The sequence below is a fragment of the Microbulbifer sp. ABE4_465 genome (genome assembly GCF_056160765.1).
Genome location: NZ_JBSWXV010000001.1, coordinates 26,853 through 42,257, shown reverse-complemented (window position 1 = coordinate 42,257; position 15,405 = coordinate 26,853). Strand labels below are relative to the sequence as shown.

General features: G+C 56.8%; 11 protein-coding genes and 1 tRNA gene. 4 read left to right on the top strand and 8 right to left on the bottom strand.

Annotated features, from left to right (window positions below; all coding sequences use genetic code 11):
• Window positions 1-5: 5 nt before the first annotated feature.
• The 6 genes from ACXAG1_RS00165 to ACXAG1_RS00140 all read right to left on the bottom strand — a co-directional run bounded on the left by ACXAG1_RS00165 (window position 6) and on the right by ACXAG1_RS00140 (window position 6,117).
• Entirely contained in the window at window positions 6-767 is a 762-nt protein-coding gene (locus ACXAG1_RS00165; protein WP_475093431.1) for an OmpW/AlkL family protein, read from the bottom strand.
• Window positions 768-1,201: 434 nt separating this feature from the next.
• On the bottom strand, window positions 1,202-1,507 hold the full coding sequence (locus ACXAG1_RS00160; RefSeq protein ID WP_475093432.1) for a BolA family protein: 306 nt from the start codon (window positions 1,505-1,507) through the stop codon (window positions 1,202-1,204).
• Between the two features lie 52 nt (window positions 1,508-1,559).
• Window positions 1,560-2,345, bottom strand: coding sequence for a co-chaperone DjlA (gene djlA / locus ACXAG1_RS00155; RefSeq protein WP_475093433.1), 786 nt, complete (start codon window positions 2,343-2,345; stop codon window positions 1,560-1,562).
• A 179-nt stretch (window positions 2,346-2,524) separates the two neighbouring features.
• A complete protein-coding gene (locus tag ACXAG1_RS00150) occupies window positions 2,525-3,838 on the bottom strand; it encodes a sodium ion-translocating decarboxylase subunit beta (protein ID WP_475093434.1) in 1,314 nt (437 codons plus the stop codon).
• Window positions 3,839-3,849: 11 nt separating this feature from the next.
• Window positions 3,850-5,652 (bottom strand): sodium-extruding oxaloacetate decarboxylase subunit alpha, encoded by a 1,803-nt coding sequence (oadA, locus tag ACXAG1_RS00145; RefSeq protein ID WP_475093435.1) that lies wholly within the window; start codon window positions 5,650-5,652, stop codon window positions 3,850-3,852.
• A 135-nt stretch (window positions 5,653-5,787) separates the two neighbouring features.
• The gene (locus ACXAG1_RS00140; RefSeq protein WP_475093436.1) at window positions 5,788-6,117 is read right to left on the bottom strand and encodes an OadG family protein; all 330 of its coding nucleotides are present in this window, start codon (window positions 6,115-6,117) and stop codon (window positions 5,788-5,790) included.
• A 327-nt stretch (window positions 6,118-6,444) separates the two neighbouring features.
• Between ACXAG1_RS00140 and ACXAG1_RS00135 the strand changes: the two genes are divergently transcribed.
• The 3 genes from ACXAG1_RS00135 (at window position 6,445) to ppnN (ending at window position 9,308) form a co-directional block, all read left to right on the top strand.
• Complete coding sequence (locus ACXAG1_RS00135) at window positions 6,445-7,461, top strand: tRNA dihydrouridine synthase (protein WP_475093437.1); 1,017 nt, start codon at window positions 6,445-6,447, stop codon at window positions 7,459-7,461.
• Between the two features lie 193 nt (window positions 7,462-7,654).
• Window positions 7,655-7,731: transfer RNA gene (locus ACXAG1_RS00130), tRNA-Arg, on the top strand.
• Between the two features lie 194 nt (window positions 7,732-7,925).
• Window positions 7,926-9,308: a nucleotide 5'-monophosphate nucleosidase PpnN gene (ppnN, locus tag ACXAG1_RS00125; RefSeq protein WP_475093438.1), complete on the top strand. Its 1,383-nt coding sequence runs from the start codon at window positions 7,926-7,928 to the stop codon at window positions 9,306-9,308.
• Window positions 9,309-9,340: 32 nt separating this feature from the next.
• On the opposite strand, the gene ACXAG1_RS00120 is transcribed toward ppnN, so the two are convergent.
• Complete coding sequence (locus ACXAG1_RS00120) at window positions 9,341-11,191, bottom strand: cation:proton antiporter (RefSeq protein ID WP_475093439.1); 1,851 nt, start codon at window positions 11,189-11,191, stop codon at window positions 9,341-9,343.
• Window positions 11,192-11,408: 217 nt separating this feature from the next.
• A complete protein-coding gene (locus ACXAG1_RS00115; RefSeq protein ID WP_475118582.1) occupies window positions 11,409-12,371 on the bottom strand; it encodes a DUF4862 family protein in 963 nt (320 codons plus the stop codon).
• A 285-nt stretch (window positions 12,372-12,656) separates the two neighbouring features.
• Between ACXAG1_RS00115 and mutS the strand changes: the two genes are divergently transcribed.
• Window positions 12,657-15,341 (top strand): DNA mismatch repair protein MutS, encoded by a 2,685-nt coding sequence (gene mutS / locus ACXAG1_RS00110; RefSeq protein ID WP_475118581.1) that lies wholly within the window; start codon window positions 12,657-12,659, stop codon window positions 15,339-15,341.
• Window positions 15,342-15,405: the final 64 nt, after the last annotated feature.

Here is a 15,405-nt window from a genome sequence, read left to right as displayed (position 1 = left end):
TGTGATTAGAAGGAGTAACCAACGCCCAGGTTGAATACCCAGGGGCTGTAATCTACGTCGTCGGATACACTCAAGCGTGGGTTACGCGGCAGAGTGGTATCCGTGAAGTAAGTGGTCATATTGGTGTCAGCATCCATGTACAGTACCGCGGCATTTACCAGGAAAGCACTGTCACGGCCAAAGCGGAAATCCACACCCAGCTGACCGGCAATACCCCAGGAATGTCCCAGACCGTATTGCACATTGCGAATACCCAGATCCGGATCCCAGTTATTGATATCGTCGCGGAATTGACCGCGCAGATGCTCATCACTGAAATCGGTGTAGTTCACACCAATACCGATGTATGGCTGACCCAGGCAGTCGCGGCTCAGCGGATACCAGTTCAAGAACGCATTGGCGTAACTAGCGTCAAAGTCACCTACACGGTAGCGATCTGTGTCGTACGTGATATCGCCGAAACGAATATCTTCCGCTTTCAGATCATGCTGGGTAGAACCGATATACATCAGTTCGACACCCCAGTGTTCTACCGGCAGCCAAACACCGGAGATATTCCAGGTGGTGTCGGAATCGACGTCAAACTTCGCAGTGCTATATCGATCGCTCAGACGAAACTGATCATGATCATCATTAGCATCTACCCAGCTGGCACCTACACGTACAATAAAATCTCCATCGCTCAACCAACCGGCAGAAGCTTGTTGGGCATTGACCAGTGCAGCTACAGCGATCGCAAGCGGTGTCAGAACGCGTGTCATTTTCATTGAGAACTCCATCGTATTCGGCAAATTAAACAGCAATTAACCCAATCACTTGTCAGTCTAGACAGGCCTGTGAGTGGCTGTAGAAAAAACAACCAAAAAAAATCTTTAGTTGTGGAACTTTTGTGCAAATTCGTCGCACGTTTCTTCCGAAAAAATGACACATGCGCCAGGCGCAAATTTCTTCATTGTGATTTTCAGACTGCAGAAGAAGGCATTTCGCGACACGAAGGGGAATTCATGCGCCATAGAAGGGTGACGGAGAGATTAGTGCGCCAGAGAAGCCTCCGACTTATTCGGGAAGGAAATCAAAATAGGAAAATTTCCGTCAGTTATTCAGGCGACATTCAGGTCCCTCTGACGGAAATTTTGCAAGCGTAAAGAATTGTTGAGCGGAGAAAAATTGGCGGGATAAACTTCAATTGAACCAGTGAGAGTTAGCCTTTTCCGCCTCCAAGACACTGCGGACTGGCCGGAGCCTGCCCCTGCCATTCGTCTGCATCATATAAATGCAGCGCCAGTGCGTGGATCGGGCCGGCCATTTCATCCGCCAGCACGCCATACACTTTCTGATGACGCTGCACCTTGCGCAGCCCATGGAAAGCCTCGCTCACCAGTACCACACGAAAGTGCATTTCAGCCCCTTCCGGCACACTGTGCATATGGCTTTCGCACTCCACCTCAATATGAGACGGGCCGAATGCCTCGGCCAGCTTTTCCTGGATGTGTTGCGCTAAAGACATTTCCAACTTCCCTCTTTATATCCCACTACCATATTCAATTACCGGGTCAGCCCTAATTGACTTCCGCCTGGCGCTTGCGCGCGGCAACAATGGTGTCGTAAGCGACAGTAACACTTTTCATCTGGTCTTCCGCGTGACGCATAAACTCCTCGGGCAAGCCCTTCGAGGCAATCTTGTCCGGGTGGAATTCCGCCGCTTTGCGACGGTAGGCCAGTTTGAGTTCCCGGTCGCTCACATCCGGGCTGCACTCCAGCACGTCGTAATGTGCCTTAAGGCTATCGCCGCTGGCCACTGGGCCGGCACCGCGGGCAAACTCGTTGAACATAGCGGTGAAAATGGAAGCGTGCAGTCCAAGATCTTCCGGAATCTTGCGCAGAATCTGCTCTTCTGCCGGGTGCAGTTCGCCATCGGCAAAGGCCACGGCAAACAGCAGGCGGTACACCATCTCGCGCATGGCCTGGTTGCGAATCAGCTGGCGGTACTGACGGGCGTAATCGTAGATGGAGTACTCGTCCGTCTTCGCGTTCTGGAAGATCTTGATCGCCTGCTGACGGTCTTCGGCATTTAAGCGCAGATTGTTGTTGATAAAGTCATCAACCAGCTGTACTTCGGCCTTGGAAACCTGGCCGTCCGCCTTGGCCATCTTCGCCAGCATGGAAAACAGGGCAACGATAAATACCGCCTGGGCGCCGTCGCGATTCAGGGTAATTCCCGCTTCGCTGAGCCTCTTCAGGCCAGAGCCAAAGGAGCTGCCTACCCACGCGCCCAGGGCTGCACCAATAGGACCGCCAAACATCATGCCGATACCGGCACCGATACCCGCTCCCAACCAGGACATATCTACTCCTTCCGGACACCCGCACTGGTGCCACTGATAGTAAAACGGCGGCCATATTACCACGAGGCGCGCCACTCCCCTATTTCACGCACACCGAACAGAACTCACTAGTCACACGATTGATTCCAGACACAAAAAACCCCGCCGGAGCGGGGTTATATCGGTCACCAGGACAAAGGTCAGCCGGTCATTGCCCGCACCATGGTGATCATGACACCCGCGGCGACCGCGGAGCCGATCACCCCGGCCACGTTCGGGCCCATGGCGTGCATCAGCAGGAAGTTGTGCGGGTTAGCTTCCAGGCCCAGCTTGTTGGATACCCGCGCGGCCATCGGCACCGCGGATACACCGGCAGAGCCGATCAACGGGTTCACCTTGTTCTTGCTGACGGCGTTCATCAGCTTCGCCATCAGAACACCGGCCGCGGTGCCAATCGCGAACGCCACGATACCCAGCGCCAGGATTCCCAGGGTTTTCGGGTCGAGGAATTTATCCGCCGCCAGCTTGGAGCCAACAGAAAGCCCCAGAAAGATGGTGGTGATATTGATCAGTGCGTTTTGCGCAGTATCGGACAGGCGGGACACCACTCCGCACTCGCGCATCAGGTTACCGAAACAGAACATACCCAGCAGTGGCGCCGCGTCTGGCAGGAACAGCGCAACCAGGATCAACAGCACCAGCGGGAAGACGATCTTCTCGCGCTTGCTCACCGGGCGCAGTTGCACCATTTCAATACGGCGTTCCTGCTCCGTGGTCAGGGCGCGCATGATAGGCGGCTGGATCAGTGGTACCAGTGCCATATAGGAATAGGCAGCCACCGCAATGGCACCCAGCAGATCCGGTGCCAGCAGGCTGGATACGTAGATCGCGGTGGGGCCGTCTGCACCACCGATGATACCGATGGCGGCGGCGTCGGCGATGGAGAAATCCATAATGCCAGCGGCCGACATGCCCACCGCACCCAGTACCGTTGCGAAGATACCGAACTGTGCAGCGGCGCCGAGGAACAGGGTGCGCGGGTTGGCCAGCAGCGGACCGAAATCGGTCATGGCGCCAACGCCCATAAAGATCACCAGGGGTGCAACACCGGAAGCGATGGCCACGTTATAAAAGTTGTACAACATGCCATTGGAGAAACCCGCATCTGCGGCCACCTGAGATGCCCGCTCCGCGGCCGCTGCCGGCGCGCTTTCCAGTGCCGCTTTCAGGCCTTCGACGGATTCGAAGGCCCCCAAGCCAAGCACCTGGGAAAGTTGCGCCAATACACCGGCATCGCCAGAGGCAATCGCCGCTTCTACTGCCGGTATTGCCAGATTGGCACCGGGAATATTCGCCAGAATACCGCCAAAACCAATCGGTACCAGCAGCAGCGGCTCGAAGTTTTTGCGGATCGCCAGGAACAGAAGACCGAGGCACACCACGATCATCGAGAACTGCCCGATGGTCATCTGGTTTGCGCCAGACGAGAGCCAGAGGTTGGTTAAATTTTCCACTGTGGCCCCCGTTATGCGATGGTCAGCAGGTCGTCGCCCACCGCCACGGAGTCGCCTTCTTTAATGGTCACGCCGGTCACGCTACCCGCGCGCGGTGCGCTGACTGCGGTCTCCATTTTCATGGCTTCCAAAATCACAATACTCTGGCCCTCGGTGACCTGGTCACCGGGTTTTACCAAAACCTTGAAGATATTGCCCGCCAGCGGCGCTTTTACCGGTTCGCCACCGCCCGTTGCCACAGGCGAGGAGGCAGCGCCAGCCGGGGCTTCACCACCCACTTTCACCATGCCGGTCACATCGCCACCGTCGGCCACGGTAACGGTGTAGCTTTCACCTTCCACGGAGACGGTGTAGACACAATCACCCTGATCGTTTTTGACCTCGGTGGATTCGTTGCCGGTGGGCACTGGCTCGAAGGCCGAAGCGTCGCCACGGTTTTTTAGGAACTTCAAACCAATTTGCGGGAAGAGTGCGTAGGTGAGCACATCGTCGATTTCACCTTCGCCGCTGGTCAGGGGGATGCTGTCTTCCGAAGATTTCTGTTTAAGCTCTGTGGACAGTTTGTCGAGCTCTGGCGCAATCAGGTCAGCCGGGCGGCAGGTCACGGGTTCACCCCCCTCCAGAACCTTGTCCTGCAGCTCTTTGTTGACGTCTGCCGGCGTCGCACCGTATTCGCCCTTTAATACTGCGGCAGTTTCTTTGGAGATGGATTTGTAACGCTCGCCAGTCAGAACATTCAATACAGACTGGGTACCAACGATTTGCGAAGTCGGTGTTACCAGTGGGATATATCCCAGGTCTTTACGCACTCGGGGAATTTCTTCCAGCACTTCGTCCAGACGATCGCCAGCGCCCTGCTCGCGCAACTGATTTTCCATATTGGTCAGCATACCGCCGGGCACCTGGGCGACCAGGATACGGGAGTCAACGCCGCGCAGAGAACCTTCAAACTTCGCGTACTTTTTGCGTACCTCGCGGAAGTAAGCCGCGATTTCTTCCAGCAGGTTGATGTCCAGGCCGGTATCGCGATCAGTGCCTTCCAGAATCGCCACGACGGCCTCGGTGGGGCTGTGGCCGTAGGTCATGGACATGGAGGAAATTGCGGTATCGATATTGTCGATGCCCGCTTCCACACACTTCAGCGCAGTCGCGGTAGACAGGCCAGTAGTGGCATGACACTGCATGTGGATGGGAATATCCACCGCCGCCTTCAGTTTGGAAACCAGCTCGTAACCTTCGTACGGACGCAGCAGGCCGGCCATATCTTTAATGGCGATGGAGTCCGCACCCATATCTTCAATCTGGCGACCCAGGTCGACCCACATGTCCATGTTATGCACTGGACTGACGGTATAGGAGATGGTGCCCTGCGCATGCTTACCCTGTTTTTTCACGGCCGCCAGTGCGGTCTGCAGGTTGCGCATATCGTTCATGGCATCGAACACGCGGAAAACGTCTACACCGTTAGTGGCTGCGCGCTCGACAAATTTTTCCACCACGTCATCCGCGTAATGGCGGTAGCCCAGGATATTCTGGCCGCGGAACAACATCTGCTGCGGCGTGTTGGGCATGGCCTTTTTCAATTCGCGGATGCGTTCCCAGGGATCTTCACCCAGGTAGCGGATACAGGCATCAAATGTGGCGCCGCCCCAGGATTCGAGAGACCAGAAGCCGACTTTATCCAGTTTTTCCGCAATCGGCAGCATGTCATCCAGCCGCAGGCGGGTGGCGAACAGCGACTGGTGAGCGTCGCGCAAAACTACATCGGTAATCCCGAGGGGGGACTTTTTAACTAAAGAGTTAACCTCAGTCATGGGTGGTCTCTCTTCAAAATTGATCTTGGCAAATGAAAAAGGGTGATGTTTTTTATCCGCTTACCCGCGCCGAAAAATCGCACGGGAAAGACCGGCAAAGAGTGTCATAAAATCAGATAAATACTGATGTGATAACTATTTGCGGCGATTGCGGTGCTGCTCGATGGCGGCTTCAATGATTTTGCGCAGGCGTTGGTTACCAGCGGCAGATTGCGGGGCGGGCGCAGAAGCGGGAGCCGCAACAGGCTCTGGCTCAGGGAAAAAGCGGGTCATCACGCGGGACATGATGGTGGTGCAGATCACCAGCAACAGCAGAAATGTAAAAACGATACCCATGCCGAACAAAGTGATGTCCAGGCCTTGCTGTAGAAGTGCGTCTCGCACGGTAATCCCCTCGCTTCGTTGCTTTTTATTACTCTGATTCTTGCCCTGGCAGTCCACCGGGTTCCGGTGGGTCGCCGGCATAGCGTCACCAGGATATTGCGCAGATTTTGTTAACCTGCAATTCAGCGGGCGATATTATCAATAAAAGAACCTTTCAAAATCAAACACTTATTAGTTACAGAAGCAACCAAGAACCCCTATAAAACCGCCAATTTCGACCATTTTCCCTGCCAGATCCGACCAGTTCACCAAGCCGCAATAAACTCCCCCAGCCTCCCGCGCCCATCAGCAGTGACTTTCCGCCTCTCCAGCCGGAAACTGAACAATAACTAACCAGGCCGAATAATTTCTCGTACAATGCGCACCCAAACCCTTCTTAAGTAGTACTGACGGCCAGCTTCACAGTCCATGAGCACAGATTTCACCACGAGCAAAACGCCATTGATCTATCAGGCACCGATGGAAGGCGTGATTGATCACCACGTTCGAGCGTTGTTGTCGAAGATTGGTGGCGTGGATACTTGTGTCACGGAGTTTGTGCGCGTCACCCACACCAAACTTCCACGCCGGGTATTTACCCGTTTATGCCCCGAGCTGGATCAGGGTGCAGTGACGCCTACGGGAACACCGGTGAAGCTGCAGCTGTTGGGGGGTAACCCCAATGCCATGGCGTTTAACGCCATCCGCGCAGTGGAAGCCGGTGCTACGGCGATCGACCTCAATTTCGGCTGCCCCGCCAAGCAGGTCAACAACAGTGATGGCGGCGCCTGCCTCTTGAAGTCTCCCTCCAGAGTGGAAGGCATTGTGGCGGCGGTGCGAAATGCGGTCCCGGATCATATTCCGGTATCGGCAAAAATCCGTCTCGGGTTTGAAGATCGCAGCACCTATATGGACAACGCCCGCGCGGCCGAGAACGGCGGCGCTTCAGAGTTGGCGGTGCATGCCCGCTCCAAGGTGGATGGCTACCGTCCACCCGCCTATTGGGAATACATTGGCGAGATTCGTGAGGCTTTGGGCATTCGGGTGATCGCCAATGGTGACCTGTGGACGCTGGCGGACTTTCAACGCTGCCGGGAGGTGACCGGCTGCGACGCGTACATGTTTGGTCGCAGCCTGTTGGCACGCCCGGATATCGGCCTGCAGATCCGCGCACTGTGCGCCGGAGAGGAAGTGAACCCCCTCCCCTGGCCCCAGGTCGCCGCCATCCTTTACGAGTACTACACCACCACCAAAGATATTTACCCCGCCAAATACCTGGGCAACCGGGTCAAGCAGTGGCTAGCCTATCTGAAGCTGAGTTTTCCCCAGGCACAGCTATTCTTCGAGCAGATCAAACGCCACCGGGACCCAGAGATTCTGGAGCGGGCGTTTGCTCAGCATTTAGACGGTTCAGAAGCGGATTCCCCGGTTCAGCTGGCTTCCTGAGAAAAGTTCAAAAAACTGCTTGCATTGGGTCAGAAGCCGCGGCAGAATGCGCGCCCTATCGAGCTGAAGCAAAGGTTTCGGCCACAAGCAAAAGCTCGGTAACTTGCGGATTTTTAAAGAGTTTTTCAAAAAATCTTTAAAAAAACAGTTGACGAAGCCAAGGCAAGTCACTATAGTTCGCAACCACAACGACGCACTCGTAGCTCAGCTGGATAGAGTACTCGGCTACGAACCGAGCGGTCGAAGGTTCGAATCCTTCCGAGTGCGCCATATCGAAAAGCCCCGATCTCGCAAGAGTTCGGGGCTTTTTCTTTTCTTCCTCCCCCGGAATTTCCAATCTCGACGCACCCGTCAGCTATCCTTAGTCAGGAACCGGCAAATAAAACCTTTTCCGCCAGACGCAATCTGATAATCAAATGCCCCTGTACAGCGGGCATTGAACGACAAGCATTACTGGGGGTTGTATGACCACAGAACTTATCGAACTCGTGGATGCACGAGTCTCCCCGACCGGGCAGTTCGATATTCTTTCCAAGTACGAGATCCACAAACTCACCGACACCAGCCGCGGCCCGCAAAACACCATCTTCCGCAACTGCGCCCTCGCCGTTCTGAATTGCGGCAACTATATGGATGATGGCAAGGAGCTACTGGAAAAATTTTCCGACTTCGACATCTCCGTCATTCCTACCGAGCGCTCTGTCAAACTCAAGGTCTGCAATGCACCGGCCACTGCCTTTGTGGATGGCCGGATGATCCAGGGTATTGCAGAACACCTGTTCGCCGTACTGCGGGACATCATTTACGTACGCAGCGAAATCACCGGCGACCCTCGCTACGATCTGGTTTCTGCACAGGGGGTGACCGATGCGGTGTTCCATATCCTGAGAAATGCGGGCACTTTCGACCGCACTCGCGCACCGCGCCTTGTGGTGTGCTGGGGCGGCCACTCCATTTCACGCGAAGAGTACGACTACACCAAGAAAGTCGGTTATGAATTGGCCCTGCGCAGCCTCGATATCTGCACGGGTTGTGGGCCTGGCGCCATGAAAGGCCCGATGAAAGGCGCCACCATCGGCCACGCCAAACAGCGCGATAGCCACGGGCAATACCTGGGCATTACCGAACCGGGAATCATTGCCGCAGAGGCGCCCAATCCGATCGTGAACCAGCTGGTGATCATGCCGGATATTGAAAAACGGCTGGAAGCGTTTGTGCGTACCGGCCACGGTATTGTGGTGTTCCCCGGTGGCGCAGGCACTGCAGAAGAAATTCTGTACCTGCTGGGCATTCTGTTGCATCAGGACAATCGGGACCAGCCCTTCCCGGTCATTTTTACCGGGCCCGCCAGCGCAGCGGAGTACTTCGAGCAGATCGATCAGTTCATTGGGGAAACCCTTGGAGAAGAGGCGCAGTCGCGCTACCAGATCATCATTGATGATCCGCAGGAAGTGGGCCGGCAGATGTCTGCGGGAATTCTCAAGGTACGTCAATACAGGAAGGACACGGGAGATGCGTACTACTACAACTGGAAGCTGAAGGTTTCCACGGAGTTCCAGCGCCCGTTTATGCCAACCCATGAAAACATGCGCGACCTGGCCCTGCACAATAACCAGGAACCCTACCTGCTCGCCGCCAACTTGCGCCGTGCATTTTCGGGAATTGTTTCGGGGAACGTAAAGGACGAAGGGATCCGCAACGTAGAAAATAATGGACCCTACGAGCTACGCGGTGATCCGGCCTTGATGCGGAGCATGGATACGCTGCTGAATTCCTTTGTAAAACAGCAGCGGATGAAACTGCCGGGGAAAGCGTACAAACCCTGCTACACCATCGCTACGGACTAACGAACCTTTTATCAACGTTTACCGCCACCTGTTCAGGTGGCGGTTTTCATTTCCGCTTCGGCACCGTTTGCTGCTGCTTCCACCTCCTCCTCGGGAGCAATCAGGCTGACAATCTGCCAATCCTCTTTTATCTCAAACTCGTGCCCTATGGTGCAGATATGGATTTTCCCCTGTGGGTCCACGGCGTAAAGTCGCGTGGCACGATTGCCGTAGGTTTCCCGGTAGTCGTCCAGGGTGAATTCCTCTGTGAGTCGCGTTGTCCGGATAGTCGCACCCTTCGCCGTTAGGCTTGCAAGACGGCTGTAAGTCGCATTCTCCGAAAACAGGGTCAACTTCCGCGCATATTCCTCGGATATCTGATGGCTGGCTCGTCCTTCCTGTGCACCGGGGCTCAGGCCAAATACCGCATCGTCCCCCAGTAGGTGTTCAAAATGATAAGTCACCAGTGGATTGAGCTGCTTGTATGGCGATAGCACCAGTACTTTGCCAATGGTAGAAGTATCCATGGTAAGACTGGCGTGTTCTGAAATCGGATTGCCGTAGTAGGTAGGAATGTTATCCATCCTAGCCTCGCGGATGGTGTCCCAGTTGGTATCGGCAATTCGGACCGGCACATCCTTCTGCACCAGATCTTTTGCCAGCATGCGGGCGAATTTCCCACCCCCGAAAATCAGGAATCCGTTGGGATACGGCGCCCTCACCCCCAGCACTTTGGCGATCGGTTTTGAGGTAAGACTCTGGATAACCACCGTAGTGATGATCAGCAGGAATACCATCGGCACCAGCAACTCGGATTTCGGCAATCCGAAGGATTCCATTTTCAGGGCAAACAGCGCAGAGACCGCGGCCGCGACGATGCCTCGCGGAGCAATCCAGCTCAGCAACGCGAGCTCCCGCCAGTTGAGGCCGGATCCCGGCGACGACAGAAAAACCGATAGCGGGCGGGCGATATACATGATTGCGGCCAGCACAAGCAGTGCCCCCCAACCCAGCTGGGCAAGCGTAAACAACTCTACCCGCGCCGCCAGCAAAATAAACAGTGCAGAAATCAGTAGGACGCTCAGAGTTTCTTTGAACTCGAGAATATCGTCCACATCCAGGCCTTTCATATTGGCCATCCAGATGCCCATCACCGTCACCGTGAGCAGCCCGGATTCATGGGCCATCAGATCGGAAGCCGCATAGGCGCCGAGCATCAATGTCAGCACCGCCGTATTGCGCAGGTAGTGCGGCACCCAGTTTTTTCGCAGCAGGGTTCCGAGAAAATGTCCCATCAGGGAACCCAACCCAAAACCGATCACCACCACTTTCAACAGCAAAATGAGTGAGTGTTCAAACGGGTTCTGCGCGGCAACGATATATTCGTAAACGAGTACCGCAAGCAGTGCGCCGATCGGATCGATGACGATCCCCTCCCAGCGCAGGATATTGGAAATCCGGGTATTCGGGCGTACGGTGCGGAGCATGGGCACAATCACGGTCGGCCCGGTAACGGTCACAATGGCGCCGAACAGTGCCGCCAACTGCAGGGGCATACCGAGGATATAGTAGGCAGCGGGTGTTGCGATCAGCCAGGTTACCAGAGCACCGAGGGTACAGAGATTTCGCACCATAGTGCCGTGCCCGGCAAGATCGGAAAGCTTGAGGGTCAGCGCCCCCTCAAACAGGATAATTGCGACGGCCAGGGAAACCAGTGGGAACAGCAGATCGCCAAACAGTGCATCCGGGTCCAGTACACCGGTCATGGGACCCAATGCCAGACCAGCCAAAAGAAGCGGCAGAATTGCCGGAAGCTTGAGCATGTAGGCGAGGTACTGACAGGCAATCGAAACGATACCGACCAGTACCAGCATGGCCATGGGGTTTGAGAAGATCTGTTCCATAGAAGTGCACAACCACAAGCCGAGTACTGGCTGCCAGCCTACCACATGGTCCCCCAGGGCAAGGAAGACATTCTCCGAGCTATCAAATACCGCTCTAGAATCCCTCCACCGGAACTACTACTAGTGCGCTCCAGGCGACAAACAAGGTAGCCAAGGAAACGACTTCAAGAGTATTTTGATAACAGTGGTCAGCCACAAACCGATGAGGTTAACGACATCACTGCGACGTCAGCAAGTCCAATGCCGCCAGACAATCCCGGTTAAAGGCAACCCGCGCGGCAGCATCCAGATCCGCCGGGCGCACACCGATTTTTGCCCCCAGATAATCCAGTGATTGCCAGTCCGCCGCTTCCAGCGTCAGCGCCAACTGTTCCCGCGTGAGTAGCGAACCCTCGGCAAACTGGCCGCCCTCAAACACTTCGGCCGGTGGCATATGGGTATCGCGCCAAACACCGTAAGGGGTATCGGTATCGGAAATTCCGGAATACATGAGCCCGCGCAACAGCCCCGCCTCGCGCACCAGTCGAATGTGTTCCAGTGGGCCTTCCGTATTGCGTGTTTCCAGTGCCGAACGGCCCCAGTTAATACAGATGCCCAGTTTGCGCTCGCTACGCTGATTGATTTCCTGCAGGCATTCGATTTCTTCCTGCAGGGAAAGGAAACCTTTCTCCGGCTTTAAACCGTCAACAAACGCGTCGCAGTGCTCGATCACCAGATTCGCACCTTGCCAATCCCAGGAAGTGATTTCCTCCAGTGAGCGCTTCAACGCGGCAGTGGAAGACTGAGCCGCAGTGCGGTTGGGGCTGGTATGCAGCTGCACCGCTTCCACCGCATTGCGGCCAAGGTGCGCATTCAGTTTCAGTACAGCGGCATGCATCTGGCGATAAAACTCAACACCCTCTGCACGACCCGCCTCATCATCAGAGGCAATACCAAAGGCCGCATTCTTTCCCAGACACCCCATCACCCCGGGTACACCGGTAAAGACAAAATCCCAATTGGGACCGATATTACGCAGAAACCAGTCATCATCATGGCCGTGCAACTGACCGGTAAATGGGTGCTCAAGGCCCCGAAGATTCTTCAGTTGTTTGATGCCATTCAGGTATTCCTCCTGAACTTCCGGCTGCCAGGATTCGGTGATTGGGGCGGTGGCATAGGCACCTAAGATGTATTTCATTTTCTGATCGCTATCCGTGAGGGAAATAGAAAGACGGCCAATATACAGGAACTGCCTACAAAACCGAGCCTGTTCGAATTTCCCTTCCTGAACGTCAGAACAGTGGACGCCAACCCGTCGACCACCTCTATGACCGGGAAGTCCCCTCTCTGCGCTTCCTCATCCCGATAGTCTGATCCATGGCGCTTTGGTATCCTTAGCGGCTTGCTCGCGGCACCCTGCAATGGGGTAATTCGCGCCCGAGCCATCTAGATAACCCACTGATTTAACAAGAATTTCTCACAAATGCCCGCAACAGCCGCCAAAACCGCCAAGCCCGAACATACACCGATGATGGTGCAATACCTGAAGATAAAGGCTGAGCACCCCCAGGAGCTGGTGTTTTACCGCATGGGCGACTTCTACGAGCTGTTTTACGACGACGCCAAGCGCGCGTCGGAGTTGCTAGATGTGACCCTGACCGCCCGCGGCAAGTCCGGCGGTCAGCCGATTCCCATGGCGGGTATTCCCTACCACGCCGCCGAGGGCTATCTGGCGAGGCTGATCAAGGCCGGTGTCTCCGTGGCAATCGCCGAGCAGATTGGCGACCCGGCTACCTCGAAAGGGCCGGTGGAGCGCAAGGTGGTGCGCATCGTCACCCCGGGTACGGTGACCGATGAGGCCCTGCTGAACGAACGCCGGGACAATCTGCTGGCAGCGACGGTGCTCGTCGGCGAGAAATTCGGCCTGGCACTGCTGGATGTGGGCACCGGCCACTTCGCCGTGCAGGAAGTGGAAACCCTGGAAGATCTGGCAGAACAGGTACTGCGCTACAGCCCCACCGAACTGCTGGTTTCCGAAGATCTCACCCTGCCCGCGGAAATCGAACGCCGCCCGGGCATGCGCCGCCGCGCCCCCTGGGAATTCGATCTGGAAAGCGCCCTGCGCCTGCTCAACCGCCAGTTCGGCACCATGGACCTGGAAGCCTTTGGCTGCAGCCAACTGCACGCAGCACTCTGTGCCGCCGGTTGCCTGCTGCAGTACGCCCGCGATACCCAGCGCACCGAACTGCCCCATATCCGCACCCTGCGCACCGAGCGCAGCGAAGACACCGTGGCCCTGGATCCGGCCAGCCGCCGCAACCTGGAAATCGATACCAATCTGAACGGCGGCGACGACAACACCCTGCTTTCCGTATTCGACGCCTGTAAAACCGCCATGGGCAGCCGCCTGCTGCGCCGCTGGCTGAACAATCCCCTGCGCACTCTGCACACATTGCAACAACGCCAGCAGGCGATCACCGCACTGATCGAGGACTACCGCTTCGAGCCCCTGCGCGAAGCCCTGAAACCCATCGGCGATATGGAGCGTATCCTCGGCCGCCTGGCCCTCCGCTCCGCGCGCCCGCGAGACCTGTCCCGCCTGGGTATGTCCCTGTCCCAGTTCCCCGAGTTGCAGCGTCAGCTCTCGGAAACCGATGCCGGCTTGTTGAAACAGCTCAGCCTGGAAATGGGTGAGTGGCCACAAACCGTGGAGCTGCTGGAACGCGCGGTGGTAGAAAACCCACCGGTGGTGCTGCGCGATGGCGGCGTGATTGCCGACGGCTTTGACGAGGAGCTGGACGAGCTGCGCGGTATCAGCGAAAACGCCGGCGACTATCTAGTGCAGCTGGAAGTGCGCGAGAAAGAGCGCACCGGCATCCCCACCCTGAAGGTCGGTTACAACCGGGTGCACGGCTACTTTATCGAGATCAGCCGCGGCCAGAGTGACAAGGCACCGGCGGACTATATCCGCCGCCAGACCCTGAAAAACGCCGAGCGTTTTATCACTCCGGAGCTGAAAGAGTTCGAAGACAAGGCGCTCTCCGCCAAGAGCCGCGCCTTGGCCCGGGAGAAGTTCCTGTACGAGGAGCTACTCACCACCCTGAACGAATCGCTCGCAGAACTGCAGACCGCCGCTGCGGCAGTTTCCCAGCTGGACGTACTGGCAAATATGGCCGAACGTGCCGACCAGATGCGCCTGACCCAGCCGGAGCTGAGTGAGGCCCCCGGCATTCACGTGGAAGGCGGCCGCCACCCGGTGGTGGAACAGGTGCTGGACGACCCGTTTATGGCCAACAATATCGAGCTGCACGAGAGCCGCCGCATGCTGGTGATCACCGGCCCGAACATGGGCGGTAAATCTACCTATATGCGACAGACTGCGCTGATCGCCCTGCTCGCCCACTGCGGCAGCTTTGTACCCGCTGACAGCGCGCGCATCGGCCTGCTGGACCGTATCTTTACCCGTATCGGCAGCGCCGACGACCTGGCCGGCGGCCGCTCCACCTTTATGGTGGAAATGACCGAGACTGCAAATATCCTGCGCAATGCCAGCGAGCACAGCCTGATCCTGATGGACGAGATCGGCCGCGGTACCAGTACCTACGACGGCCTCTCCCTGGCCTGGGCCTGTGCGCACTTCCTCGCCGACAAGGTGCGCGCCTTTACCCTGTTCGCCACCCACTATTTCGAACTGACCGAACTGCCCCAGCAATGCTCGGATGCGGCCAACATTCACCTGAATGCCACCGAGCACGGAGACTCCATCGTGTTCCTGCACCGTATTCAGGAGGGGCCGGCGTCGAAGAGTTACGGGTTGCAGGTGGCCAAGCTGGCGGGGATTCCGCAGGAAGTTCTGGAGGAAGCCAAGGCACGGCTGGCGGCACTGGAAGCCGGGCACACCACTCGCGACTCTGGTCCGGGCGCCCCGCAACAGCAAGCGGTTACCGAACCGGTTGCAGAGCCCGCTCCCACGCCAGCTCCTGCTCCGACTCCTGCACCAGAGACAAAAGCCCCGACTGCGCAACCAAAACCCGCTGCTCCGGCACAGGTCGACCTGTTCGGCAGCGCACCGCACCCGGCGGTAGAAGCCCTGGAAGGACTGGACCCGGATGACCTGACCCCGCGCCAGGCGCTGGAACAGCTCTACGCCCTGCGCAAACTGTTATAAGCACCCAACCAATTCGACTCAAAAGCCACTACAATTCGCGCCAGTTATTGCTAAAATCCGCAGC

Coding starts and splice junctions, on each gene's coding strand:
- mutS (WP_475118581.1), top strand. CDS start 12,657: ATGCCCGCAACAGCCGCCAAAACCGCCAAGCCCGAACATACACCGATG.
- ppnN (WP_475093438.1), top strand. CDS start 7,926: ATGACCACAGAACTTATCGAACTCGTGGATGCACGAGTCTCCCCGACC.
- ACXAG1_RS00140 (WP_475093436.1), bottom strand. CDS start 6,117: ATGCCGGCGACCCACCGGAACCCGGTGGACTGCCAGGGCAAGAATCAG.
- oadA (WP_475093435.1), bottom strand. CDS start 5,652: ATGACTGAGGTTAACTCTTTAGTTAAAAAGTCCCCCCTCGGGATTACC.
- ACXAG1_RS00165 (WP_475093431.1), bottom strand. CDS start 767: ATGAAAATGACACGCGTTCTGACACCGCTTGCGATCGCTGTAGCTGCA.
- djlA (WP_475093433.1), bottom strand. CDS start 2,345: ATGTCCTGGTTGGGAGCGGGTATCGGTGCCGGTATCGGCATGATGTTT.
- ACXAG1_RS00120 (WP_475093439.1), bottom strand. CDS start 11,191: ATGGAACAGATCTTCTCAAACCCCATGGCCATGCTGGTACTGGTCGGT.
- ACXAG1_RS00135 (WP_475093437.1), top strand. CDS start 6,445: ATGAGCACAGATTTCACCACGAGCAAAACGCCATTGATCTATCAGGCA.
- ACXAG1_RS00160 (WP_475093432.1), bottom strand. CDS start 1,507: ATGTCTTTAGCGCAACACATCCAGGAAAAGCTGGCCGAGGCATTCGGC.
- ACXAG1_RS00115 (WP_475118582.1), bottom strand. CDS start 12,371: ATGAAATACATCTTAGGTGCCTATGCCACCGCCCCAATCACCGAATCC.